A 24,150-nucleotide genomic window follows, 5' to 3' on the forward strand; every position below is an offset into this window, starting at 1 on the left:
GGTGTGAGAGGCTCCGTCGCCCGGCCGTAACTCACTGTGAGGTTACGCAGAGTGATATGAGTTCGTCAAGCCGAATGGGGCAGTCGTGCGAACGCCGACGCGAAGACCGCCCTGGTAGGGTTGACGACGGCCTCCGCCAGGACCGCGGCGGCCATCCCCAGGCATCCTTTAAGGCCCGTCCAGTGAGGCGGGGAAGGAGGTCGGCTTCGGCATGACCGCTCGTGACGCACGTCCCAGCAACGGCAGCACCACCGGCACCGGCGGCACCAATGGCGACAGGGCCGGTGCCCAGCGGCGGGTGCTCGACGAGGGTGACATCTCCCGCTCGTTGACCCGCATCGCCCACGAGATCGTCGAGCGCGCCAAGGGCGCGGAGGACGTCGTGCTCCTGGGCATCCCCACCCGCGGAGTCCTGCTCGCCCGCCGCCTGCACGCCCGGCTGGCCCAGATCACCGGCCGGGACATCCCCATCGGCACCCTCGACATCACCATGTACCGGGACGACCTGCGGCTGAAGCCCGCCCGCGCCCTGGAGCACACCGAGATCCCGGCCGGCGGCCTCGACGGGAAGCTGGTCGTCCTGGTGGACGACGTGCTGTTCTCCGGCCGCACCATCCGCGCCGCCCTGGACGCCCTGGGCGACCTCGGCCGCCCCCGCGCCGTCCAGCTCGCCGTCCTGGTCGACCGGGGCCACCGCGAGCTGCCGATCCGCGCCGACTACGTCGGCAAGAACCTGCCCACCTCGCTGCGCGAGGCCGTCAAGGTCAAGCTGGACGAGATGGACGGCATGGACGCGGTGCTCCTGGGCGAGCGCGAGGACGGGGGAGGCGTGCGGCAGCAGGGGCAGGACAGCGACGACAAGAACGCCGGGAGCACCAAGTGAAGCGCCACCTCATCTCCACCGCCGACCTCACCCGGGACGACGCGCTGCTGATCCTGGACACCACCGAGGAGATGGCGCAGATCTCCACCCGGGCGGTGAAGAAGCTGCCGACGCTGCGCGGCCGCACCGTCGTCAACCTCTTCTTCGAGGACTCCACCCGCACCCGCACCTCCTTCGAGGTCGCCGAGAAGCGGCTCTCCGCCGACGTCATCAACTTCTCCGCCAAGGGCTCCTCGGTCTCCAAGGGCGAGACCCTCAAGGACACCGCGCTGACCCTGCAGGCCATGGGCGCGGACGCGGTCGTCATCCGGCACAGCGCCTCCGGGGCGCCCAAGCGGCTGGCCGACTCGGACTGGCTGCACGGCAGCGTCGTCAACGCCGGCGACGGCACCCACGAGCACCCCACCCAGGCCCTGCTCGACGCCTTCACCATGCGCCGCCACCTCAGCCCGGGCGGCCCCGGCGGCAGCCGCGGGCGGGATCTGGACGGGCGCCGGATCACCATCGTCGGCGACGTGCTGCACAGCCGGGTGGCCCGCTCCAACGTGCGGCTGCTGCACACCCTCGGCGCGCAGGTCACCCTGGTCGCCCCGCCGACGCTGATGCCGTTCGGGGTGGAGACCTGGCCCTGCGAGGTCTCCTACGACCTGGACGCCGCGCTGCCCAAGAGCGACGCGGTGATGATGCTGCGGGTCCAGCGCGAGCGCATGAACGCCGCCTTCTTCCCCACCCAGCGCGAGTACTCCCGCCGCTACGGCCTGGACGCCGCCCGGGTGGCGACCCTCCCCGACCACGCCATCGTGATGCACCCCGGCCCGATGGTGCGCGGCATGGAGATCGCCTCGGAGATCGCCGACTCGGCCCGCTCCACCATCGTCGAGCAGGTCGCCAACGGCGTCAGCGTCCGGATGGCCGTCCTGTACCTGCTGCTCGGCGGCTCCGAGCCGGCCATCAGCACCTCCGCGACTTCCACGACCCAGCCCGCAGGCACCACCGAGGAGCACGCCAAGTGACCAGCTACCTGATCCGCAACGCCCGCATCCTCGGCGGTGAACCGCAGGACCTGCGTCTGAAGGACGGCGTGATCGCCGAGATCGGCACCGGCCTGGCCGCCGCCGAGGGCGACACCGTCGTCGAGGCCGAGGGCCTGATCGCCCTGCCCGGCCTGGTCGACCTGCACACCCACCTGCGCGAGCCGGGCCGGGAGGACGCCGAGACCGTCCTCACCGGCACCCGCGCCGCCGCCCGGGGCGGCTTCACCGCCGTCCACGCCATGGCCAACACCTTCCCGGTCGCCGACACCGCCGGCGTGGTGGAGCAGGTCTGGCGGCTCGGCCGCGAGTCCGGCTACTGCGACGTGCAGCCGGTCGGCGCGGTCACCGTGGGCCTGGGCGGCAAGCAGCTGGCTGAGCTGGGCGCCATGGCCGACTCCGCCGCCGCCGTCCGGGTCTTCTCCGACGACGGCAAGTGCGTGGACGACGCGGTGATCATGCGCCGCGCCCTGGAGTACGTGAAGGCGTTCGGCGGCGTCATCGCCCAGCACGCCCAGGAGCCCCGGCTGACCGAGGGCGCCCAGATGAACGAGGGCGCGGTCTCCGGCGAGCTGGGCCTGGCCGGCTGGCCCGCCGTCGCCGAGGAGTCGATCATCGCCCGGGACGTGCTGCTGGCCGCCCACGTCGGCTCACGGCTGCACGTCTGCCACCTGTCCACGGCCGGTTCGGTGGAGATCATCCGCTGGGCCAAGTCCAAGGGCTGGGACGTCACCGCCGAGGTCACCCCGCACCACCTGCTGCTCACCGACGAGCTGGTCCGCTCCTACGACCCGGTCTACAAGGTCAACCCGCCGCTGCGCACCGAGGCCGACGTCCTGGCGCTGCGCGAGGCCCTGGCGGACGGCACCATCGACGCCGTCGCCACCGACCACGCGCCGCACCCCTCCGAGGACAAGGACTGCGAGTGGGCCGCTGCCGCCATGGGCATGGTCGGCCTGGAGACCGCGCTGTCCGTGGTGCAGCGGACGATGGTCGACACCGGCCTGATGACCTGGGCGGACGTCGCCGAGCGGATGTCGGCCAAGCCGGCCGCCATCGGCGGTCTCACCGGGCACGGCCGCCCCGTCTCGGTGGACGAACCGGCCAACCTCGTCCTGGTGGACCCCGCGTACCGTGGAACGGTGAACCCCGACGCCTTTGCCACCCGCAGCCGCAACACCCCCTACCGCGGTCTTGACCTGCCCGGACGAGTGGTCGCCACCTTCCTGCGCGGCCGTGCCACGGTGCTGGACGGTGAGCTGGTATGACCGCCGCCTCCGCACTGACCCGGCTGGCGCCCACCCGCCTGGCGGACGCCCCGCACTCCGCGCCGGTCACCCACGTCAGCGGCTACATCGGCTGGACCATCGGCCTGGTCATCGTGGTCGGCATCGTCTACTGGCTGATGCGCCAGGGCTGGCAGTGGCGCCGGACCATGCAGTCCGGCCTGCCGGAGCTGCCGGTCGCGCCCGGGCGGACCACCGAGCCCGTCCTGGAGCTGGAGGGCCGCTACCTGGGCACCACCACCGCCGGGAACTGGCTGGACCGCGTCGTCGCCCACCACCTGGGTGCCCGCAGCCTGGTCGAGCTGACCCTGACCGCCGAGGGCCTGACGGTGGTCCGCCCGGCCTCGGCGGACTTCTTCATCCCGGTCGCCGCACTCCGCGGCGCCCGCACCGACCAGCGCATCGTCGGCAAGGTCGTCCCCGAGGGCGGCCTGCTGGTGGTCGTCTGGGAGCACGGCGGCACCCTGCTGGACAGCGGCTTCCGAGCCGACCACCCGTCCGAGCACGAGAACTGGGTCACCGCGATCGAGGTCCTGATGAAGGCCCACGCCAAGGTGACCGCGGACGCCGCGAGCGACGGCGCCGCACCCCACAGCAGCACCGGCCACAGCACCACGAGCACAGGCACGAGCACGATCAGCACGAGCAAGGAAGGCGCATGATGACCGCACCGGCATCCACCCCCACGGCGAAGCGCCGGGAGCGAGTCCCGGCGGTCTACGTCCTCGAGGACGGCCGGGTCTTCCACGGCCAGGCGTACGGCGCCGTCGGCGAGACCTTCGGCGAGGCCGTCTTCAACACCGGCATGACCGGCTACCAGGAGACCCTGACCGACCCCTCCTACCACCGCCAGGTGGTGGCGATGACCGCGCCGCAGATCGGCAACACCGGCGTCAACGACGAGGACCAGGAGTCCTCCCGGATCTGGGTGGCCGGGTACGTCGTCCGCGACCCCGCCCGCATCCCGTCCAACTGGCGCTCGCGCCGCACCCTGGACGAGGAGCTGACCGCCCAGGGCGTCGTCGGCATCAGCGGCATCGACACCCGCGCGCTGACCCGGCACCTGCGCGAGCGCGGCGCCATGCGCTGCGGCATCTTCTCCGGCCCGGCCGTCGCCGACGACGCGACGCTGGTGGAGCGGGTCCGCCGGGCCCCGCAGATGGAGGGCGCGGACCTGTGCGGCGAGGTCGCCACCGACCGCGCCTACGTCGTCCCGGCCATCGGCGCCAAGCGCTTCACCGTGGCCGCCGTCGACCTCGGCATCAAGGGCATGACCCCGCACCGCATGGCCGAGCGCGGCATCGAGGTGCACGTGCTGCCCGCCGACGCCACCGCCGAGGACGTCTACGCGGTCGCCCCCGATGGCGTGTTCTTCTCCAACGGGCCCGGCGACCCGGCCTCCGCCGAGACGCAGATCGCGCTGCTGCGCGAGGTGCTCGACCGGAAGACCCCGTTCTTCGGGATCTGCTTCGGCAACCAGCTGCTCGGCCGGGCCCTGGGCTTCGGCACCTACAAGCTGAAGTACGGCCACCGCGGCATCAACCAGCCGGTGCAGGACCGTTCCACCGGCAAGGTCGAGGTCACCGCGCACAACCACGGCTTCGCCGTGGACGCCCCGCTCGACGGCGAGTCGCAGACCCCGTACGGCCGCGTCACGGTGTCCCATGTATGCCTGAACGACGACGTGGTCGAGGGCCTGCAGTGCCTGGACCAGCCCGCGTTCAGCGTCCAGTACCACCCGGAGGCGGCGGCCGGTCCGCACGACGCCGCCTACCTGTTCGACCGCTTCGTTTCCCTGATGGAGGGCCAGCGTGCCTAAGCGCACTGACATCCAGTCCGTACTGGTCATCGGTTCCGGCCCGATCGTCATCGGCCAGGCGGCCGAGTTCGACTACTCCGGCACCCAGGCGTGCCGGGTGCTCAAGGCCGAGGGCCTGCGGGTGATCCTGGTCAACTCCAACCCGGCCACGATCATGACCGACCCGGAGATCGCCGACGCCACCTACGTCGAGCCGATCACCCCGGAGTTCGTCGAGAAGATCATCGCCAAGGAGCGCCCCGACGTCCTGCTGCCGACGCTGGGCGGCCAGACCGCGCTGAACACCGCGATCTCGCTGCACGAGGCCGGCACCCTGGCCAAGTACGACGTCGAGCTGATCGGCGCCAACGTCGAGGCCATCAACAAGGGCGAGGACCGCCAGCTGTTCAAGGGCGTGGTGGAGGCCGTCAAGGCGAAGATCGGCTACGGCGAGTCCGCCCGCTCGGTCATCTGCCACACCATGGACGAGGTCCTGGCCGGGGTGGACACCCTCGGCGGCTACCCGGTCGTGGTCCGCCCCTCCTTCACCATGGGCGGCGCCGGCTCCGGCTTCGCCCACGACGAGGAGGACCTGCGCCGCATCGCCGGGCAGGGCCTGACCCTCTCGCCCACCACCGAGGTGCTCCTGGAGGAGTCCATCCTCGGCTGGAAGGAGTACGAGCTCGAGCTGATGCGCGACCGCAACGACAACGTCGTGGTCGTCTGCTCGATCGAGAACTTCGACCCGATGGGCGTGCACACCGGCGACTCCATCACCGTCGCCCCGGCGATGACCCTCACCGACCGCGAGTACCAGCGGCTGCGCGACATCGGCATCGCCATCATCCGCGAGGTCGGCGTGGACACCGGCGGCTGCAACATCCAGTTCGCCATCAACCCGGAGGACGGCCGGGTCATCGTCATCGAGATGAACCCGCGCGTCTCCCGCTCCTCCGCGCTGGCGTCCAAGGCCACCGGCTTCCCGATCGCCAAGATCGCGGCCAAGCTCGCCGTGGGCTACACCCTGGACGAGATCCCCAACGACATCACCGAGAAGACCCCGGCGTCGTTCGAGCCCACCCTCGACTACGTGGTGGTCAAGGTCCCGCGCTTCGCCTTCGAGAAGTTCCCCTCCGCCGACGCCACCCTGACCACCACCATGAAGTCGGTGGGCGAGGCCATGGCGCTGGGCCGGAACTTCCCCGAGGCGCTGAACAAGGCGCTGCGCTCGCTGGAGAAGAAGGGCTCGCAGTTCGACTTCGCCGGCGGGACCGGCGACAAGGCCGAGCTGCTGGCCAAGGCCAAGGTGCCGACCGACGGCCGGATCAACACCGTCATGGACGCCATCCGGGCCGGGGCCACCCCCGAGGAGGTCTTCGAGGCCACCCGGATCGACCCCTGGTTCGTGGACCAGCTGTTCCTGATCCACGAGATCGCCGTGGAGATCGCCGAGGCCGACAAGCTCACCCCGGAGCTGCTGCGGCACGCCAAGCGCCACGGCTTCTCCGACCTGCAGATCGGCCGGATCCGCGGCCTGTCCGCCGACGTCGTCCGCGAGGTCCGGCACGCGCTGGGCATCCGCCCGGTGTTCAAGACCGTCGACACCTGCGCCGCCGAGTTCGCCGCCAAGACCCCGTACTTCTACTCGTCCTACGACGAGGAGAGCGAGGTCGCCCCGCGCACCCGGCCCGCGGTGCTGATCCTGGGCTCCGGCCCGAACCGCATCGGCCAGGGCATCGAGTTCGACTACTCCTGCGTGCACGCCTCCTTCGCGCTGCACGACGCCGGGTTCGAGACCGTCATGGTCAACTGCAACCCGGAGACCGTCTCCACCGACTACGACACCTCCGACCGGCTCTACTTCGAGCCGCTCACCCTGGAGGACGTGCTGGAGGTCGTCCACGCCGAGACCCTGGCCGGCCCGGTCGCGGGCGTCATCGTCCAGCTCGGCGGTCAGACCCCGCTCGGCCTGGCCCAGGCGCTCAAGGACAACGGCGTGCCGATCGTCGGCACCCAGCCCGAGGCCATCGACCTGGCCGAGGAGCGCGGCGCCTTCGGCCGGGTGCTGGCCGAGGCCGGACTGCCCGCGCCCAAGCACGGCACCGCTTTCTCCTTCGACGAGGCCAAGGCCATCGCCGACGAGATCGGCTACCCGGTGCTGGCCCGCCCCTCCTACGTGCTGGGCGGGCGCGGCATGGAGATCGTCTACGACGAGCCCTCGCTGGCCGACTACCTCAAGCGCCACGCCGGGCTGATCTCCGAGCACCCGGTGCTCATCGACCGCTTCCTCGACGACGCCATCGAGATCGACGTGGACGCCCTCTACGACGGCACCGAGCTGTACCTCGGCGGCGTCATGGAGCACATCGAGGAGGCCGGCATCCACTCCGGCGACTCCGCCTGCGCCCTGCCCCCGATCACCCTCGGCGGCTACGACATCAAGCGGCTGCGGGCCTCCACCGAGGCCATCGCCAAGGGCGTCGGCGTCCGCGGGCTGATCAACATCCAGTTCGCCATGGCCGGGGACATCCTCTACGTGCTGGAGGCCAACCCGCGCGCCTCGCGCACCGTCCCGTTCACCTCCAAGGCGACGGCGGTGCCGCTGGCCAAGGCGGCGGCCCGGATCTCGCTCGGCAGCAGCATCGCCGAGCTGCGGGCCGAGGGCATGCTGCCGCGGGAGGGCGACGGCGGCACCCTGCCGATCGGCTCGCCGATCGCCGTCAAGGAGGCCGTCATGCCGTGGAGCCGCTTCCGCGACATCCACGGCCGCGGCGTGGACACCGTGCTCGGCCCGGAGATGCGCTCCACCGGCGAGGTCATGGGCATCGACACCACCTTCGGCACCGCCTACGCCAAGTCCCAGGCCGGGGCCTACGGCGCGCTGCCCACCAAGGGCCGGGTCTTCGTCTCGGTCGCCAACCGCGACAAGCGCAACCTGGTGTTCCCGGCCCGCGCGCTGGTCGACCTCGGCTTCGAGGTGCTCGCCACCTCCGGCACCGCCGAGGTGCTGCGCCGCAACGGCATCGACGCCACCGTCGTGCGCAAGCACAGCGAGGGCGAGGGCGAGGGCGGCGAGCGGACCATCGTCCAGCTCATCCACGACGGCGAGGTCGACCTGATCATCAACACCCCCTACGGCACCGGCAGCCGCCTGGACGGGTACGAGATCCGGACCGCCGCCGTCGCCCGCTCGGTGCCCTGCCTGACCACGGTGCAGGCCATGGGCGCGGCCGTGCAGGGCATCGACGCCCTGATCCGGGGCGACGTCGCCGTGCGCAGCCTGCAGGAGTACGCGGCGCAGCTGAACGCCGCGCGCTGAGCCGCACCCGGGCCCCGGGACCGCACCGCCGCCGGCCGGCGGCGCGGCCCGGGCCTGGGCAGCCGCACCCGAACCACCTCTGAAACCGCTGGAAGGCGAAGCCGTGTACCGCTTGCTGTTCAACCTCGTCTTCCGGCGGATGGACCCGGAGAAGGCCCACCACCTGGCCTTCTTCTGGATCCGGCTGGCCTCCTCGGTGCCCGGGCTGCGGAGCCTGGTCGCGGCGGTGCTGGCGCCCCGGGATCCGGCGCTGCGCACCCGCGCCCTGGGCCTGGAGCTGCCCGGCCCGTTCGGCCTGGCGGCCGGCTTCGACAAGAACGCCGTGGGCATCGACGGCCTGGCCATGCTCGGGTTCGACTACGTCGAGATCGGCACGGTCACCGCCCAGCCGCAGCCCGGCAACCCGGCGCCCCGGCTGTTCCGGCTGGTCGAGGACCGCGCCCTGGTCAACCGGATGGGCTTCAACAACGAGGGCTCCGCCGCCGTCGCCGCCCGGCTGGCGGCCCGCCCGCGCGGCTCGCGGACGGTCGTCGGCGTCAACATCGGCAAGACCAAGGTCGTCCCCGAGGCCGAGGCCGTCGCCGACTACATCGCCAGCACCGAGCGGCTGGCCCGGCACGCCGACTACTTCGTGGTCAACGTCAGCTCGCCGAACACCCCCGGGCTGCGCAACCTGCAGGCCGTGGACCAGCTGCGACCGCTGCTCACCGCCGTCCGTACCACCCTGGACGCCGCCTCGGGCAAGGGCCACGTCCCGCTGCTGGTCAAGATCGCGCCCGACCTGGCCGACGCCGACATCGACGACGTCGCCGACCTGGCCCTGGAGCTGGGCCTGGACGGCATCATCGCCACCAACACCACCATCGGCCGCGAGGGGCTGCGCACCGACCCCGCCACCGTGGCCGCCGCCGGAGCGGGCGGCCTCTCCGGGGCCCCGCTCAAGGCCCGCGCGCTGGAGGTGCTCGAACGCCTGTACGCGCGCACCGGGGACCGGCTGACGCTGGTCTCCGTCGGCGGCATCGAGACCGCCGACGACGCCTGGCAGCGCATCCTGGCCGGGGCCACCCTGGTCCAGGGCTACAGCGCCTTCATCTACGAGGGCCCCTTCTGGTGCCGCCGCCTGCACCAGGGGCTCTCCGCCCACCTGCGGGCCAGCGGCCATGGCACCCTGAGCGAAGCAGTCGGCGCTTCCACGAGAGGGTGATGGCATGGCGCATCCCGTCCAGACCCGGGCGGAGATCCTGGAACTGACCCCGGTCGGGGCCTACCGGCAGCTGCTGCTGCGGGCCCCCGGGATCGCCGGGCGCGCCCTGCCCGGGCACTTCGCCGCCCTGGCCGTCGGCGGCCCGGACTCCTCGACGCTGCTGCGCCGGTCCCTCTCCATCCACCGGGCCGACCCGGAGGCCGACACCCTCTCGCTGGTCGTCGCCCCCGACGGGCCCGGCAGCCGGGAGCTGTTGCGCGGCCGTCCGGGCGACGGGATCGACCTGGTCGCGCCGCTGGGCACGGCCTTCCCGCTGCCGCCCGGGCCGCTGACGGCGCTGCTGGTGGCGGTCGGGCACGCCGGCGCCCCGCTGTTCGCGCTGGCCGACCGGATCAGGCAGCAGGGCGGCTCGGTCGGCTTCATCCTCGGTGCCGCCACCGCCGACCGGCTGTACGGGGTGGAGCAGGCGCAGGCGCTCACCCCGGACGTCCTGGTCACCACCGAGGACGGGTCCAGCGGCATCAAGGGCCGGGTCACCCTGCCGCTGGCCGAGGCGCTCAAGGCGATCGGCGCGGAGGCGGTGTACGCCGGCGGTCCTGCGCCGGTACTGGAGGCGGTCACCGGGATCGCCAACGCCGAGGGGGCCCGCAGCTTCTGCGCGGTCGAGCAGCCCATGGCGTGCGGCGTGGGCGTCTGCATGACCTGTGTCCTGCCGGTGGTGGGGGAGGACGGGGTCAGCCGCTTCGTCCGCTCCTGCGTGGAGGGCCCCTGCTTCGACGGCAGCCGGGTGCGCTGGTCCGACATCGGCGCCGTCCCGGCCGACCTGTACGGCGCGGCAGCGATGGGGGAGAGCTAGTGGACGCGCAGGAGGTGGACCTCACCGCGCCCTTCGGCGGCGGCAGCCTGCCCAACCCGGTCACCACGGCCTCCGGCTGCGCCGGCTACGGCCGGGAGATCGCCAAGTTCCAGCCGCTGACCGAGCTGGGCTCGATCACCACCAAGACGATCATGCCCTACCCGCGGTCCGGGGGGCCCACCCCGCGCCTGGCCGAGACCCCCAGCGGCATGCTGAACGCGGTGGGCCTGCAGGGCTCCGGCATCGAGCACTTCGTCGAGCACGAGCTGCCCTGGCTCGCCGAGCGCGGCGCCCGGGTGATCGTCTCGGTCGCCGGGGAGCGGGTCGAGGAGTTCGCCGAGACCGTGCAGCAGCTGAGCGGGCGGCCCGGGGTGGTCGGCATCGAGGCCAACCTCGCCTGCGCCAACGCCGCCACCCGGGGGCTGCCCTTCGGCTGCAACCCGGCCACCTCCTTCGACGTGATCGCGGCGGTCAAGGAGGTCGCCGACCCGGCGCTGCCGGTGTACGCCAAGCTGACGCCCGACGTCACCTCGATCACCGAGATCGCCGCCGCCTGCGGCAAGGCCGGCGCGGACGGCCTGTCCATGATCAACACCTTGTCGGGGATGGCCGTGGACACCACCACCATGCGCCCGGCGCTGGCCGGGGCCCTCGGCGGCCTCTCCGGCCCGGCGATCCGCCCGGTGGCCGTCCGCTGCGTCTACCAGGTGCACGCGGCGATGCGCGCCGGGACCGTCCCCGAGCTTCCGATCATGGGCATGGGCGGGATCAGGACGGGCCTGGACGCGCTGGAGTTCGTCCTGGCCGGGGCGTCCGGCGTCGCCGTCGGCACCACCGTCTTCAACGACCCCTCGGCGCCGCTGCGGGTCCTGGCCGAGCTGCGCCAGGCCCTCGCCGAGCGCGGCTTCGGCTGCTTCGCCGACGCCGTCGGCTACGCCCACCGCCCCGAGCCCGAACCCTCGCCCTGAACCCCCGCACACAGCACACCCCGAACCCCCGCACGCCCCACGCCCAGAGGAGACCCCTGATGACTACCGTGCCCTTCGGCGCCCGCCTGCGCGCGGCCATGGACGCCCGTGGCCCGCTCTGCGTCGGCATCGACCCGCACGCGGCGCTGCTGGAGGCGTGGGGGCTGGACGACGACATCGCCGGCCTGGAGCGCTTCACCCGGACGGTGGTGGAGGCGCTGGCCGACCGGGTGGCCGTGCTCAAGCCGCAGAGCGCCTTCTTCGAGCGCTTCGGCAGCCGCGGCGTGGCCGTCCTGGAACAGGCCGTCGCGGACGCCCGCGCGGCGGGCGCGCTGGTGCTGATGGACGCCAAGCGCGGTGACATCGGCTCCACCATGGCCGCCTACGCGGACGCCTTCCTCGCCCCCGGCAGCCCGCTGTTCTCGGACGCGGTCACGGTCTCGCCCTACCTCGGCTTCGGCTCGCTGCGCCCGGCCGTCGAGGCGGCCCGCGCCGCCGGGGCCGGGCTGTTCGTGCTGGCGCTGACGTCCAACCCCGAGGGCCGCGAGGTGCAGCACGCGGTCGGCGAGGACGGCCTGACCGTGGCCCAGTCGGTGCTGCGGCAGCTGGCCGCCGAGAACGCCGGGGCGCAGCCGCTGGGCAGCTTCGGCGCGGTCGTCGGCGCGACCCTCAAGGGCGTCGCCGCCGACCTGGAGATCAACGGGCCGCTGCTGGCCCCCGGCATCGGCGCCCAGGGGGCCACCCCGGCCGACATTCCGGCGGTCTTCGGCGCCGCCGCCGCCAATGTCGTCCCGAGCGTTTCCCGGGACGTTCTGCGGCACGGTCCTTCGGTCGCGGCGCTGCGCGAGGCGTCGGCACGGTTCGTGGACGAGGTGCGCGCGGCGATCGGTTGAAAGTTCGACCTTGTCGCCCGTGGGTGTGATGATTTCGTGAATGGCGTGTGATGGTCTGACCTGCGGATACCGCCGGAACCCGGTTCCTGCGCGGGCAGGGATCCGCAGTTCCCACTCACCTGCGTGAGTCACCTCGCTCAGAGCCGGGGGTTATGTCCGGAAAAGTCCTGGTCAGCCGAGGCTGACCAGGACTTTTCTGCTGTTTTTCCTGACGCGGACGACCGGGAGGGGTAGTGTCCGGCGTTAGGTCCACCAAGGGATGATTCCTCGTTGCTCTCGCAGGTCAGAGCCGCTAGGTTCCTCGGCGGTCCAAAACTGTCCTGTCCCATTCGTTCGAAATCACTGAGGTGAACGGCGTGGCACTTCCGCCCCTTACCCCTGAGCAGCGCACCGCTGCGCTCGCCAAGGCAGCTGAGGCTCGCCGGGAGCGCGCCGAGATCAAGAACCGGCTCAAGCACAGCGGCGCATCCCTGCACGAGGTCATCAAGGCCGGCCAGGAGAACGACGTCATCGGCAAGATGAAGGTGAGCGCCCTCCTGGAGAGCCTCCCCGGCGTCGGCAAGGTCCGGGCGAAGCAGATCATGGAGCGCCTGGGCATCTCCGAGTCGCGTCGTGTGCGCGGCCTCGGTACGAACCAGATCGCCTCCCTGGAGCGCGAGTTCGGCGGAGCTTCCGCCTGATCGGTCCCGATGGTTCGGAAACCCTCCCGGTTACTGGATAATCGGTACATGAGTGAACGTCCGCGGCTGACCGTGCTCTCCGGCCCCTCCGGTGTCGGCAAGAGCACGGTCGTCAGCTTTTTGCGCGCCCAGCACCCCGAGGTATGGCTCTCGGTCTCCGCCACCACCCGCAGGCCGCGGCCGGGTGAGAAGGACGGAGTGCACTACTACTTCGTCGACGAGGACCGGTTCGCCAAGATGGTCGCCAACGGCGACCTCCTGGAGTGGGCCGTCTTCGCCGGGAACCACTACGGCACGCCCCGCCAGGCCGTCCTGGACCGGCTGGCCTCCGGTGCGCCGGTGCTGCTGGAGATCGACCTCCAGGGCGCCCGCCAGGTCCGCGAGTCGATGCCCGAGGCGCAGCTGGTGTTCCTGGCCCCGCCCTCCTGGGAGGAGCTGGTGCGGCGGCTGACCGGTCGCGGCACCGAGCCGCAGGAGGTCGTGGACGAGCGGCTGCGGGCGGCCCGGGTGGAGCTGGCGGCCGAGAGCGAGTTCGACACCACGCTGGTCAACACCTCGGTCGAGGGTGTAGCGGCCGAGCTGCTAGCCTTGCTCAATGTGGTCTGATCTCTTTTCATACCGCACGCAGTTTCTGTGTTCTTCTTCCGGAAGGTTCCCGCGTGTCCTCTTCGATGACAGCGCCCGAAGGCATCATCAACCCGCCGATCGATGAGCTGCTCGAGGCCACCGACTCCAAGTACAGCCTGGTGATCTACGCGGCCAAGCGTGCCCGGCAGATCAACGCCTACTACTCGCAGCTCGGCGAGGGCCTGCTGGAGTACGTCGGCCCGCTGGTCGACACGCACGTGCACGAGAAGCCGCTGTCGATCGCGCTGCGCGAGATCAACGCCGGTATGCTCACCGCCGAGGCGATCGACGCCCAGTAGTCCCCGGGGCCCCTGGCGGGCCCCCGGTCAGTAGACGGACGGACGCCGCGACCCGCGCACAGCCCAGGGCTGCCGCGCGGGGCGCGGCGTCGTCATGCGCGCATGCGGTGCGGAGCAGCAGGGGAGTGGAGCCGGAATGAACGTCGTCCTGGGTGTGAGCGGGGGCATCGCCGCCTACAAGGCGTGCGAGCTGCTGCGGCTGTTCAGCGAGTCCGGCCACCAGGTGCGGGTGGTGCCGACCGCCTCGGCGCTGCACTTCGTGGGCGAGGCCACCTGGTCGGCGCTGTCCGGCAACCCGGTCTCCACCGAGGTCTGGGAGAGCGTCCACGAGGTCCCGCATGTGCGCATCGGCCAGCACGCGGACCTGCTGGTGGTGGCCCCGGCCACGGCGGACCTGCTGGCCAAGGCCGCGCACGGGCTGGCCGACGACCTGCTCACCAACACCCTGCTGACGGCCCGCTGTCCGGTGGTGTTCGCCCCGGCGATGCACACCGAGATGTGGGAGCACCCGGCGACGCAGGAGAACGTGGCGACGCTGCGCCGCCGCGGGGCGGTGGTGATCGAGCCCGCCGTGGGCCGGCTCACCGGCGCGGACACCGGCAAGGGCCGCTTCCCCGACCCGTCGGCCGTCTTCGAGCTGTGCCGCCGGGTGCTGGCGCGCGGCGCCGACGCCGGGGCGGCCGACCTGGCCGGGCGCCGGGTGGTGGTCTCGGCCGGCGGCACCCGGGAGCCGCTGGACCCGGTGCGCTTCCTCGGCAACATCTCCTCCGGGCGGCAGGGCTACGCGCTGGCCGGGGTCGCGGCGGCGCGCGGCGCGCGGGTGACGCTGGTCGCCGCCAACACCGAGCTGCCGGACCCGGCCGGGGTGGACGTGGTGCGGGTCGGCACGGCGCTGGAGCTGCGCGAGGCGGTGCTGGCGGCGGCCGAGGGGGCCGACGCGGTGGTGATGGCCGCGGCGGTGGCGGACTTCCGTCCGGCCGAGTTCGCCCCGGTCAAGATCAAGAAGGTGGACGGGGTGGAGCCCGCGCCGGTGGCGCTGGTGCGCAATCCGGATGTGCTGGCGGAGTTGAGCGCCCATCGGAGCGTTCCCGGTCAGATCGTGGTCGGTTTTGCCGCCGAGACCGACAACGCGCTGCGGCACGGGCGGGAGAAAATCACCCGAAAGGGTTGTGATCTGCTGGTGGTCAACGAGGTCGGCCCGGACCGGGCCTTCGGCAGCGCCAACAACGAGGCGGTGGTCATCGCCGCTGACGGCGCCGAGGTGCCGGTGCCCTACGGCCCCAAGGCGCAGCTCGCCGACACCCTGTGGGATCTGGTGGCGGCCCGGCTCGGCTGATGCCGCCGACCGACTCTCCGTCCGCGAAGAGACACAAAATCTGAGACTGGTGGACCTGCGCCGGGCATGGTTGGCTACACTCCGGTCAGTAAATGTCTCTCAAGTCTTTCCGGACAGTCCGGTCACGCGTTCGGACTGTTCAGTCAGCAGCCGCTGCAACCCAGGGAGCGCTGTGTCTCGCCGCCTCTTCACGTCGGAGTCCGTGACCGAAGGTCACCCGGACAAGATCGCTGACCAGATCAGCGACACCATCCTCGATGCCCTGCTCAAGGACGACCCCACCTCGCGGGTCGCCGTCGAGACCCTGATCACCACCGGCCAGGTGCACGTCGCCGGTGAGGTCACCACCAAGGCCTACGCCCCGATCGCCGCGCTGGTCCGGGACAAGATCCTGGAGATCGGCTACGACTCGTCCAAGAAGGGCTTCGACGGCGCCTCCTGCGGCGTGTCGGTGTCCATCGGCGCGCAGTCGCCCGACATCGCCCAGGGCGTCGACACCGCCTACGAGAACCGCGTCGAGGGCGACGACGACGAGCTGGACCGGCAGGGCGCCGGCGACCAGGGCCTGATGTTCGGCTACGCCTGCGACGACACGCCCGAGCTCATGCCGCTGCCGATCACGCTGGCGCACCGGCTCTCCAAGCGCCTCTCCGAGGTCCGCAAGAACGGGACCATCCCGTACCTGCGCCCGGACGGCAAGACCCAGGTCACCATCGAGTACGACGGCGACAAGCCGGTCCGGCTGGACACCGTGGTGGTCTCCTCGCAGCACGCCTCCGACATCGACCTGGAGTCGCTGCTCACCCCGGACATCCGCGAGTTCGTCGTGGAGCCCGAGCTGAAGGCCCTGGCCGACGACGGCATCGAGCTGGTCACCGACGGCTACCGGCTGCTGGTCAACCCGACCGGGCGGTTCGAGATCGGCGGCCCGATGGGCGACGCCGGGCTCACCGGCCGCAAGATCATCATCGACACCTACGGCGGCATGGCCCGCCACGGCGGCGGCGCCTTCTCCGGCAAGGACCCGTCCAAGGTCGACCGCTCGGCCGCCTACGCCATGCGCTGGGTCGCCAAGAACATCGTCGCCGCCGGCCTGGCCAGCCGCGCCGAGGTCCAGGTCGCCTACGCCATCGGCAAGGCCGAGCCGGTCGGCCTGTTCGTGGAGACCTTCGGCACCGAGACCGCCCCGGTCCAGAAGATCCAGGAAGCCGTCACCCAGGTCTTCGACCTGCGCCCGGCCGCCATCATCCGCGACCTGGACCTGCTGCGCCCGATCTACGCCCAGACCGCCGCCTACGGCCACTTCGGCCGCGAGCTGCCGGACTTCACCTGGGAGCGCACCGACCGCGCCGAGGAGCTCAAGCGCGTCGTCGGCGCCTGAACCGGCAGCAGAACCGCTGAACCGGCCGGTGCGGTAGCGCTTCCGCACCGGCCGAACGCCGCGAGGGCCCCGTCCGGATTCCGGGCGGGGCCCTCGCGCTGCCTGCTGCCGCCGTCAGCCGGTGGCGCTGATGACGGCCGCGGTGCCGTACGCGCAGATCTCGGTGCCGTTGCCGCCCGCCTCGGTCACGTCGAAGCGCATCGCCAGCACGGCGTTGGCGCCGCGCGCCCGGGCCTGCTCGACCAGCCGGTCCATGGCCTGGTTGCGGCTCTCCACCAGGGTCTTGGTCAGCCCCCGCAGCTCGCCCCCGGCCAGGGACTTCAGCCCGGCGCCGATCTGCGTGCCGATGTGCCGGGAGCGCACGGTCAGCCCGAAGATCTCGCCGATGACCTTGTCCACCCGGTATCCGGGGATGTCGTTGGTCGTGACCACCAGCACGTCGGAGCTGTGCTGGCCGCCGCCGTAATCATCGATGTTTGCCATGGGACGCATTCTGCCGCCGCCGGGATGCTTCGGCATCAGGAATGTCGGCCCGCTCTGATAGGACTGGTACCCGATGGCCGCCACCGACCCCACTCCCGCACCGCCACCGGCTCCACCAGGGGAAGGCCCCGCCGTGCAGCTGGAGCTGGTCCGCGCCGAGCTGCGGAAGGCCAAGGCCCGGCCCCGGGCGGCGGCCACCGCCGGGCGGCTGCCGGTCGCCCGGGTCGTCGTCGACAAGGGCCTCTCCCACCTCGACCGCTTCTTCGACTACTCCGTCCCGGCGCGCCTGGACCAGGCGGCGCAGCCCGGCGTACGGGTGCGGGTGCGCTTCGGCGGGCGGGTGGTCAAGGGCCAGGGCCGGCGCGAAGGCGGGACGCTGATCGACGGCTACGTGGTCGAGCGGCTGGCCGAGAGCGACTTCCCCGGGCCGCTGGCGCCGCTGGCGCAGGTGCTCAGCCCGGAGCCGGTGCTCAGCCCGGAGCTGCTGCGGCTGTGCCGGTCGGTGGCCGACCGCTACGCCGGGCCGCTGGCGGACGTGCTGCAGCTGGCCATCCCGCCCAAGCACAACAAGCCCGAGGCCGAGCCCGCCGCCGATCCGCTGCCCGCGCCGGAGCCGCCCGCCCCCGGCGGCTGGGCGCGCTACCCGCAGGGCCCGGAGTTCCTGGCGGCGCTGGCCTCCGGCGGCTCGCCGCGCGCGGTGTGGACGGCGCTGCCCGGCGACGGCTGGCCGCAGGAGCTGGCCCGGGCGGTCGCGGCCGCCCTGGCGTCCGGCCGGAGCGCGCTGGCGCTGGTGCCGGACGGCAGGGCGGCGGCCCGGCTCGACGCCGCGCTGCTGGAGCTGCTCGGCTCCGGGCACCATGTGGCGCTCACCGCCGAGCTGGGCCCGCGAGAGCGCTACCGGCGCTGGCTGGCCGTCAGCCGGGGCTCGGTGCGGGCGGTGGTCGGCACCCGCGCGGCCATGTTCGCCCCGCTGGCACAGCTGGGCCTGGTCGCCGTGTGGGACGACGGCGACAGCGGCTACAGCGACCGGCACGTGCCCTTCCCGCACGCCCGGGACGTCCTGCTGCTGCGCGCGGCCGAGGCCGGGGCGGCGGCGCTGATCGGCGGCTTCGCGGTGAGCGTGGAGTCGGCGCAGCTGCTGCGCACCGGCTGGGCCGGGGCGCTGGCGCCGGAGCGCGAGCAGCTGCGGCGCTCGGCGCCGCTGGTCCGCACCGTCGGCGACCAGGAGCTGGCGTCCGACGGCGCGGCGCACGCGGCCCGGCTGCCGACGCTGGCCTGGCGGACCGCGCGCGAGGCGCTGGAGCAGGGCCCGGTGCTGGTGCAGGTGCCCCGGCGCGGCTACGTGCCCCGGCTGGCCTGCGCGCGCTGCCGGGAGCGGGCGCGCTGCGGGCACTGCGCGGGGCCGCTGGAGGCCCGGGGCGCGGACAGCGTGCTGCACTGCGGCTGGTGCGGGCGTCCGGAGGGGGCCTGGCGCTGCCCCGAGTGCGGCTCCACCCGGCTGCGGGCGCAGGTGGTGGGCGCCCGGCGGACGGCGGAGGAGCTGGGCCGGGCGTTCCCCTCGGTGCCGGTGCGCACCTCCGGCCGGGACGGCGTGCTGGCGTCGGTCCCCGGCGCCCCGGCGCTGGTGGTGTCCACCCCGGGGGCCGAGCCGGTCGCCGAGGGCGGCTATGCGGCCGCGCTGCTGCTGGACGCCTGGGCCCTGCTGAACCGTCCCGACCTGCGGGCCGGTGAGGAGGCGTTGCGCCGGTGGCTGGGCGCGGCGGCGCTGGTCCGCCCGCAGCAGGACGGCGGCCGGGTGGTGGTCGTGGCCGAGCCGACGCTGCGCCCGGTGCAGGCGCTGGTGCGCTGGGACCCGGCGGGCTTCGCCGACACCGAGCTGGCCGAGCGGGCCGAGCTGGGCTTTCCGCCGGTCTCCCGGATGGCGTCGCTGACCGGCAGCCCGGCGGCGGTGGCGGATCTGCTGTCGCTGATCCGGCTGCCGCAGGGCGCCGACGTGCTTGGGCCGGTCGAGGTGGAGGCCGGGACGCCGGGGGCGGGGCCCGCCGCGGGACCGCAGGAGCGGACCGAGCGGGTGCTGCTGCGGGTGGCCCCGGGCCGGGGGGCGGCGCTGGCGGCGGCGGTGAAGGCGGCGTACGCGGCACGGCTGGCCCGCAAGCAGACCGATCCGGTACGCATCCGGATCGACCCGCTCGACATCGGCTGACGCCGGGGCCGGACCGGCCGACGGCGGCCCGTGGGCCCGGGCGGCGCCTGCGGTCAGCGGCCCTCGGTGGTGGGGCCGGCCGGCTGGCGGACCGCACCGGCCGCGCCCGCGGCCGCCGCCGTCGCCCCGGAGGGCTCGCGCCGGGCGGCGGGCACGGTGCGGGACAGGCCGCCGGGGACGCCGACCGCGCCTTCGGCGGCCTGTCCCGCACCGGTACCGGCGCCCGGCGCGGTGCCGGGCTGCCCGGCCGACTGCCCGGCGGCTCCGGCCAGCACCTCGGCCAGGGCGTCCCCGGCCGTGCGCTGCCCGGCGACCTGCTCGCTCTCCGGGTTGCCCCGCCGGACGCCGTAGCGCCGGTGCACGGCCTGCTTGGTGACGCCCAGGGCGGAGCCGACGGAATCCCAGGAGAAGCCCAGCGAGCGGTCGAACTCGACCGCCGCCGCGACCAGGCCCTCGACGCTGTCGCGCAGCTCCTGGGCGAGCCGTACGGTCGGCGCGGGGGCGCGGCCGTAGACGACGAAGCCCGCCGCGGTGGTCGGGCGGCGTGGCCGGTAGACGTTGCCGAGCTGGGCGGTGAGCGTGCGCAGGGCGTCCACCTGGCGGCGCACCCGCTCGATGTCCCGCACCAGCAGGTGCAGGCTGGCCCTGGCGCGGGCGTCGTGAGTGGCGTGTTCGGCCATGATGAAGTTCAGCCTTTCGAAACCGGCGGTCAATCTGCCTTGACCAACGGCACAAGTGCCCGTCGGGTCACGGCGGGGACGCGCGGTGGCACACCATCGGCTGAGCGGGCGTACGTGCGCGAACGGCCGAGGGGAGCCGATGCGCTCGGTAGACTGTTCGGCCGGTGCACGACGTCCCCCTGCACGCCTCCAGCCCCTGCACGCCGCCAGCTGACCTGAGCCAGACCGACGGGAGCCCGCACGTGGCGATCCAGCCCATCCGTTTCTTCGGCGATCCCGTACTGCGCCTCACCGCACAGCCGGTGACCGTCTTCGACAAGGAGCTGCGGACGCTGGTCCGGGACCTGACCGAGACCATGAAGGACGCGCCCGGCGCGGGCCTGGCCGCCCCGCAGATCGGGGTCTCGCTGCGGGTCTTCACCTACCACGTCGAGGGCGTGACCGGTCATCTGATCAACCCGGTGCTGGACCTGACCGAGGACGAGCAGGACGGCCCCGAGGGCTGCCTCTCGCTGCCCGGGCTCACCTTCGACTGCCGCCGCGCCTTCGGCGTGGTCGCCAAGGGCTTCAACGAGTACGGCGACCCGGTCCGGATCGAGGGCACGCAGCGGCTGGCCCGCTGCATCCAGCACGAGACCGACCACCTCGACGGGGTCATCTTCATCGACCGGCTCGACCGGGAGCAGCGCAAGGCCGCGCTGCGCGCGATCCGCGAGGCCGACTGGGCCGGCGAGGGCGCGCCGCCGCAGGTGAAGGTCTCCCCGCACAGCACCTTCGGCCGGGCGCTCTAGCCTGCATCCTCGCAGGCCGCACCGCCCGCACCCCCACGTCCCGCCCGCACCCCGCCCGAGAGGCCACGCACCGTATGAAGCTTGTTTTCGCCGGAACCCCCGAGGTCGCCCTGCCCGCGCTGGAGGCGCTGATCGAGTCGCGGCACGAGGTGGCCGCCGTCGTCACCCGCCCGGACGCCCCCGCCGGGCGCGGGCGCAGGCTGGTGGCCAGCCCGGTCGCGCAGCGGGCGGAGGAGGCCGGGATCGAGGTGCTGAAGCCGGGGCGCCCGCGCGAGCCCGAGTTCCTGGCCCGGCTGGCGGAGATCGCCCCGGACTGCTGCCCGGTGGTGGCGTACGGCGCGCTGCTGCCCCGGGCCGCGCTGGACGTGCCCCGGCTGGGCTGGGTGAACCTGCACTTCTCGCTGCTGCCCGCGTGGCGCGGCGCGGCCCCGGTGCAGCACGCGGTGCTGGCCGGGGACGAGGTCACCGGGGCGTCCACGTTCCTGATCGAGGAGGGCCTGGACTCGGGCCCGGTCTACGGCACCGTCACCGAGCAGGTGCGCTTCGACGACACCAGCGGCGACCTGCTGGAGCGGCTGTCGCGCTCCGGCGCGCGGCTGCTGGTGGCGACCATGGACGGCATCGAGGACGGCGGACTGGAGGCGCGCCCGCAGCCCGCGGACGGGGTGAGCCTGGCCCCCAAGATCGCGGTGGAGGACGCCCGGGTGGACTGGAACGCCCCCGCGCTGCGGGTGGACCGGGTGGTGCGCGGCTGCACCCCCGCTCCCGGCGCCTGGACGCTGTTCCGCGGCGAGCGGCTGAAGCTGGGCCCGGTGCGGCTCGCGGTGGGCCGCTCGGAGCTGGCCCCGGGCGAGGTGGCGGTGGCCAGGAACACCGTGCGGGTCGGCACCGGCAGCCACGAGGTGGAGCTGGGCGACGTCCAGCCGCAGGGCAAGAAGATGATGGCGGCGGGCGACTGGGCCCGCGGCTCCCGCCTGGAGCCCGGCGAGCGCCTGGGCTAGCGCGGCGCCGGTTTGGTGCGGGGCGGGCGGGCGGGGGAGGATTGCGGCGAGGGCAGGGCCGCGTCCGGCCGCCCCCGCCATAGCCAACGCCAGCACTTTGTCGTGAGGTCCGCCATGAGCACACCCACCGCCCCCGACGGCGCCCCCGCCGCCCGCAGGGCCCCGCGCCCGCACCGCAGGCCGAAGAAGGACCCGGCCCGGATGGTCGCCTTCCAGGCGCTCCGCGCGGTCGACGAGCGCGACGCCTACGCCAACCTGATCCTGCCGTCGCTGCTGCGCAAGGCCGAGCGGCAGGAGGGCTTCGAGCGCCGCGACGCCGCCTTCGCCACCGAGCTGGTCTACGGCACGCTGCGGCTGCGCGGCAGCTACGACGCGATCATCGGCGCCTGCATCGACCGTCCGCTGAGCAAGCTGGACCCGCCGGTCCTGGACGTGCTGTCGCTGGGCGCGCACCAGCTGCTGGCCACCCGCATCCCGCCGCACGCCGCCGTCTCCGCGACGGTGGAGCTGGCCCGGGTGGTGCTGGGCGACGGCCGGGCCAAGTTCGTCAACGCGGTCATGCGCAAGATCTCCACCCAGGACCTGGACACCTGGCTGGAGCAGGTCGCCCCGCCGTACGAGGACGACGCCGAGGACCACCTGGCGGTCCGGTACTCGCATCCGCGCTGGGTGGTCTCCGCGCTGTGGGACTCCCTCGGCGTCTGGCAGCCGCAGCACTGCGGCCGTGCCGCCGTCACCGAGCTGCTCGCCGCCGACAACGAGCGGCCCGCGGTGACCCTGGTCGCCCGCCCGGGCCGCTCCACCGCCCGCGAGCTGCGGGCCTCGCTGCCCGAGCAGGAGACCGAGCCGGGGCGCTGGTCGCCGTACGCGGTGCGGCTGGTCGAGGGCGGCGAGCCGGGCCTGGTCGAGGCGGTGCGGGAGAACCGCGCCGGGGTCCAGGACGAGGGCAGTCAGCTGGTGGCGACCGCGCTGGCGGCCGCCCCGCTGGCGGGCCGCGACGGCCTGTGGCTGGACGCCTGCGCCGGGCCCGGCGGCAAGGCCGCCCTGCTCGCCGCCCTCGCCGCGGAGCGCGGCGCGGCGCTGGTGGCCTCCGAGGCGCAGCCGCACCGGGCCGCGCTGGTGGCCCGCGCCCTGGACGGCAACCCCGGCCCGTACGCCGTGGTCACCGCCGACGGGCTGCGCCCGGCCTGGCGTCCGGGGAGCTTCGACCGGGTGCTGGTGGACGTCCCGTGCAGCGGTCTGGGCGCGCTGCGGCGGCGGCCGGAGTCGCGCTGGCGCCGCAGCGCGCAGGACGTGGCGGCCTTCGGCCCGCTCCAGCGCGGGCTGCTGCGCTCGGCGGCAGAGGCGGCCCGCCCCGGCGGCGTGGTCTGCTACGCGACCTGCTCGCCGCACCTGGCGGAGACCCGGGTGGTGGTCCAGGACGTCATGCGGGAGCGGGACGACCTGGAGTGGATCGACGCCCGGCCGCTGCTGCCGGGCCTGCCCGGCCTGGGCGAGGGCCCCGACGTGCAGCTGTGGCCGCACCTGCACGGCACCGACGCGATGTACCTGGCGCTGCTGCGCAAGAAGGGCTGAACCGGCGGGGCGGGCCCGGCGGGGCTGGGCGGGGCCGGGCCGGGCGCCGGGCGGGCCGCGCGGGATACTGGCCGCATGAGCCCTCAGATCAGCCCCAGCATCCTGTCCGCGGACTTCGCCCGCCTCGCCGAGGAGGCCGAGGCGGTGCGCGGCGCCGACTGGCTGCACGTGGACGTCATGGACAACCACTTCGTGCCCAACCTCACCCTGGGCCTGCCGGTCGTCGAGTCGCTGCGCAAGGCCACGGACATCCCGCTGGACTGCCACCTGATGATCGAGGACCCGGACCGCTGGGCCCCGCAGTACGCCGAGGCCGGGGCCGGTTCGGTGACCTTCCACGTGGAGGCCGCGGCCGCCCCGATCCGGCTCGCCCGGCAGCTGCGGTCGCTGGGCGCGCGGGCGTCCATGGCGCTGAAGCCGGCCACCCCGATCGAGCCGTACGAGGACCTGCTGCCCGAGCTGGACATGGTGCTGCTGATGACGGTCGAGCCCGGCTTCGGCGGCCAGTCCTTCCTGGACGTCGTGCTGCCGAAGATCCGCCGGACCCGGCAGCTGCTCGACCGGCACGGCCTGGCGCTGTGGCTGCAGATCGACGGCGGGGTGTCCGCCGACACCATCGAGCGCTGCGCCGACGCCGGGGCCGACGTGTTCGTCGCCGGCTCGGCCGTCTACGGCGCGGACGACCCGGCCGAGGCCGTGCGCGCCCTGCGCGAGCAGGCCCGCGCCGCCACCGAGCGCGCCCCCTGGGTCCGCCCGGGCTGACCTGCGCCGCCCTGACCTGCGCCGCCGCCGCGCCCGAACCGCGCCGCCCGGCCGGGCTTGTAGGAAGCTACGAGCCCGGTCGGCGGGTCGGGCC

Annotated in this window: 22 protein-coding genes; 20 read left to right on the plus strand and 2 right to left on the minus strand. The window is 73.6% G+C overall.

Features of this window, described 5'->3' with window-relative positions:
• The first annotated feature begins 211 nt into the window (after positions 1-211).
• From pyrR to metK, 15 genes are all read left to right on the plus strand, one after another.
• Positions 212-883, plus strand: coding sequence for a bifunctional pyr operon transcriptional regulator/uracil phosphoribosyltransferase PyrR (pyrR, locus tag GXW83_RS10410; protein WP_182442789.1), 672 nt, complete (start codon positions 212-214; stop codon positions 881-883).
• Positions 880-1,896, plus strand: coding sequence for an aspartate carbamoyltransferase catalytic subunit (locus GXW83_RS10415; RefSeq protein WP_182442790.1), 1,017 nt, complete (start codon positions 880-882; stop codon positions 1,894-1,896). The genes pyrR and GXW83_RS10415 overlap by 4 nt, the downstream gene beginning before the upstream one ends.
• Complete coding sequence (locus GXW83_RS10420) at positions 1,893-3,182, plus strand: dihydroorotase (RefSeq protein WP_182442791.1); 1,290 nt, start codon at positions 1,893-1,895, stop codon at positions 3,180-3,182. The genes GXW83_RS10415 and GXW83_RS10420 overlap by 4 nt, the downstream gene beginning before the upstream one ends.
• A complete protein-coding gene (locus GXW83_RS10425) occupies positions 3,179-3,862 on the plus strand; it encodes a hypothetical protein (protein ID WP_182442792.1) in 684 nt (227 codons plus the stop codon). The genes GXW83_RS10420 and GXW83_RS10425 overlap by 4 nt, the downstream gene beginning before the upstream one ends.
• Positions 3,862-5,019, plus strand: coding sequence for a glutamine-hydrolyzing carbamoyl-phosphate synthase small subunit (gene carA, locus GXW83_RS10430; protein WP_182447215.1), 1,158 nt, complete (start codon positions 3,862-3,864; stop codon positions 5,017-5,019). The genes GXW83_RS10425 and carA overlap by 1 nt, the downstream gene beginning before the upstream one ends.
• Positions 5,012-8,317, plus strand: coding sequence for a carbamoyl-phosphate synthase large subunit (gene carB / locus GXW83_RS10435; protein WP_182442793.1), 3,306 nt, complete (start codon positions 5,012-5,014; stop codon positions 8,315-8,317). Before carA ends, carB begins: the two co-directional genes overlap by 8 nt.
• Positions 8,318-8,420: 103 nt before the next feature.
• Positions 8,421-9,521, plus strand: coding sequence for a quinone-dependent dihydroorotate dehydrogenase (locus GXW83_RS10440; protein ID WP_182442794.1), 1,101 nt, complete (start codon positions 8,421-8,423; stop codon positions 9,519-9,521).
• Between the two features lie 4 nt (positions 9,522-9,525).
• Positions 9,526-10,377 (plus strand): dihydroorotate dehydrogenase electron transfer subunit, encoded by an 852-nt coding sequence (locus GXW83_RS10445; protein ID WP_182442795.1) that lies wholly within the window; start codon positions 9,526-9,528, stop codon positions 10,375-10,377.
• Positions 10,377-11,345: a dihydroorotate dehydrogenase gene (locus GXW83_RS10450; protein ID WP_182442796.1), complete on the plus strand. Its 969-nt coding sequence runs from the start codon at positions 10,377-10,379 to the stop codon at positions 11,343-11,345. The genes GXW83_RS10445 and GXW83_RS10450 overlap by 1 nt, the downstream gene beginning before the upstream one ends.
• Before the next feature lie 59 nt (positions 11,346-11,404).
• On the plus strand, positions 11,405-12,238 hold the full coding sequence (gene pyrF / locus GXW83_RS10455; protein WP_182442797.1) for an orotidine-5'-phosphate decarboxylase: 834 nt from the start codon (positions 11,405-11,407) through the stop codon (positions 12,236-12,238).
• Between the two features lie 356 nt (positions 12,239-12,594).
• The gene (mihF, locus tag GXW83_RS10460) at positions 12,595-12,918 is read left to right on the plus strand and encodes an integration host factor, actinobacterial type (protein WP_182442798.1); all 324 of its coding nucleotides are present in this window, start codon (positions 12,595-12,597) and stop codon (positions 12,916-12,918) included.
• 48 nt (positions 12,919-12,966) lie between these two features.
• Positions 12,967-13,524 (plus strand): guanylate kinase, encoded by a 558-nt coding sequence (gene gmk / locus GXW83_RS10465; RefSeq protein ID WP_182442799.1) that lies wholly within the window; start codon positions 12,967-12,969, stop codon positions 13,522-13,524.
• Between the two features lie 53 nt (positions 13,525-13,577).
• Positions 13,578-13,844, plus strand: coding sequence for a DNA-directed RNA polymerase subunit omega (rpoZ, locus tag GXW83_RS10470; protein WP_030248832.1), 267 nt, complete (start codon positions 13,578-13,580; stop codon positions 13,842-13,844).
• 136 nt (positions 13,845-13,980) lie between these two features.
• The gene (coaBC, locus tag GXW83_RS10475) at positions 13,981-15,180 is read left to right on the plus strand and encodes a bifunctional phosphopantothenoylcysteine decarboxylase/phosphopantothenate--cysteine ligase CoaBC (protein ID WP_182442800.1); all 1,200 of its coding nucleotides are present in this window, start codon (positions 13,981-13,983) and stop codon (positions 15,178-15,180) included.
• A gap of 172 nt (positions 15,181-15,352) precedes the next feature.
• A complete protein-coding gene (gene metK / locus GXW83_RS10480) occupies positions 15,353-16,561 on the plus strand; it encodes a methionine adenosyltransferase (protein WP_182442801.1) in 1,209 nt (402 codons plus the stop codon).
• Between the two features lie 114 nt (positions 16,562-16,675).
• On the opposite strand, the gene GXW83_RS10485 is transcribed toward metK, so the two are convergent.
• Positions 16,676-17,044, minus strand: a complete 369-nt coding sequence (locus GXW83_RS10485; protein WP_182442802.1) for a YbjQ family protein — start codon at positions 17,042-17,044, stop codon at positions 16,676-16,678.
• A gap of 73 nt (positions 17,045-17,117) precedes the next feature.
• Between GXW83_RS10485 and GXW83_RS10490 the strand changes: the two genes are divergently transcribed.
• Positions 17,118-19,247: a primosomal protein N' gene (locus tag GXW83_RS10490; RefSeq protein WP_182442803.1), complete on the plus strand. Its 2,130-nt coding sequence runs from the start codon at positions 17,118-17,120 to the stop codon at positions 19,245-19,247.
• A gap of 53 nt (positions 19,248-19,300) precedes the next feature.
• Here the strand turns inward: GXW83_RS10490 and GXW83_RS10495 are convergent, their stop codons facing one another.
• Positions 19,301-19,927 carry a hypothetical protein gene (locus GXW83_RS10495; protein WP_182442804.1) on the minus strand — a complete coding sequence of 209 codons (627 nt, stop codon included), beginning with the start codon at positions 19,925-19,927 and terminating at the stop codon, positions 19,301-19,303.
• A 242-nt stretch (positions 19,928-20,169) separates the two neighbouring features.
• On the opposite strand from GXW83_RS10495, the gene def reads away from it, so the two are divergent.
• The 4 genes from def to rpe all read left to right on the plus strand — a co-directional run bounded on the left by def (position 20,170) and on the right by rpe (position 24,056).
• Positions 20,170-20,718, plus strand: a complete 549-nt coding sequence (gene def / locus GXW83_RS10500) for a peptide deformylase (RefSeq protein ID WP_182447216.1) — start codon at positions 20,170-20,172, stop codon at positions 20,716-20,718.
• A gap of 74 nt (positions 20,719-20,792) precedes the next feature.
• On the plus strand, positions 20,793-21,719 hold the full coding sequence (gene fmt, locus GXW83_RS10505; RefSeq protein ID WP_182442805.1) for a methionyl-tRNA formyltransferase: 927 nt from the start codon (positions 20,793-20,795) through the stop codon (positions 21,717-21,719).
• A 114-nt stretch (positions 21,720-21,833) separates the two neighbouring features.
• A complete protein-coding gene (locus GXW83_RS10510) occupies positions 21,834-23,294 on the plus strand; it encodes an RsmB/NOP family class I SAM-dependent RNA methyltransferase (RefSeq protein WP_182442806.1) in 1,461 nt (486 codons plus the stop codon).
• Positions 23,295-23,369: 75 nt separating this feature from the next.
• Positions 23,370-24,056, plus strand: coding sequence for a ribulose-phosphate 3-epimerase (gene rpe, locus GXW83_RS10515; protein ID WP_182442807.1), 687 nt, complete (start codon positions 23,370-23,372; stop codon positions 24,054-24,056).
• Positions 24,057-24,150: the final 94 nt, after the last annotated feature.

This window comes from Streptacidiphilus sp. PB12-B1b (assembly GCF_014084125.1).
GTDB lineage: Bacteria > Actinomycetota > Actinomycetes > Streptomycetales > Streptomycetaceae > Streptacidiphilus.

What these genes read in the sequence shown, in the direction of transcription:
- GXW83_RS10425 (WP_182442792.1), top strand. Translation starts at nt 3,179, where the DNA reads ATGACCGCCGCCTCCGCACTGACCCGGCTGGCGCCCACCCGCCTGGCG.
- rpe (WP_182442807.1), top strand. Translation starts at nt 23,370, where the DNA reads ATGAGCCCTCAGATCAGCCCCAGCATCCTGTCCGCGGACTTCGCCCGC.
- carA (WP_182447215.1), top strand. Translation starts at nt 3,862, where the DNA reads ATGACCGCACCGGCATCCACCCCCACGGCGAAGCGCCGGGAGCGAGTC.
- GXW83_RS10510 (WP_182442806.1), top strand. Translation starts at nt 21,834, where the DNA reads ATGAGCACACCCACCGCCCCCGACGGCGCCCCCGCCGCCCGCAGGGCC.
- pyrR (WP_182442789.1), top strand. Translation starts at nt 212, where the DNA reads ATGACCGCTCGTGACGCACGTCCCAGCAACGGCAGCACCACCGGCACC.
- GXW83_RS10490 (WP_182442803.1), top strand. Translation starts at nt 17,118, where the DNA reads ATGGCCGCCACCGACCCCACTCCCGCACCGCCACCGGCTCCACCAGGG.
- GXW83_RS10495 (WP_182442804.1), bottom strand. Translation starts at nt 19,927, where the DNA reads ATGGCCGAACACGCCACTCACGACGCCCGCGCCAGGGCCAGCCTGCAC.
- coaBC (WP_182442800.1), top strand. Translation starts at nt 13,981, where the DNA reads ATGAACGTCGTCCTGGGTGTGAGCGGGGGCATCGCCGCCTACAAGGCG.
- pyrF (WP_182442797.1), top strand. Translation starts at nt 11,405, where the DNA reads ATGACTACCGTGCCCTTCGGCGCCCGCCTGCGCGCGGCCATGGACGCC.
- GXW83_RS10445 (WP_182442795.1), top strand. Translation starts at nt 9,526, where the DNA reads ATGGCGCATCCCGTCCAGACCCGGGCGGAGATCCTGGAACTGACCCCG.
- GXW83_RS10485 (WP_182442802.1), bottom strand. Translation starts at nt 17,044, where the DNA reads ATGGCAAACATCGATGATTACGGCGGCGGCCAGCACAGCTCCGACGTG.
- gmk (WP_182442799.1), top strand. Translation starts at nt 12,967, where the DNA reads ATGAGTGAACGTCCGCGGCTGACCGTGCTCTCCGGCCCCTCCGGTGTC.
- fmt (WP_182442805.1), top strand. Translation starts at nt 20,793, where the DNA reads ATGAAGCTTGTTTTCGCCGGAACCCCCGAGGTCGCCCTGCCCGCGCTG.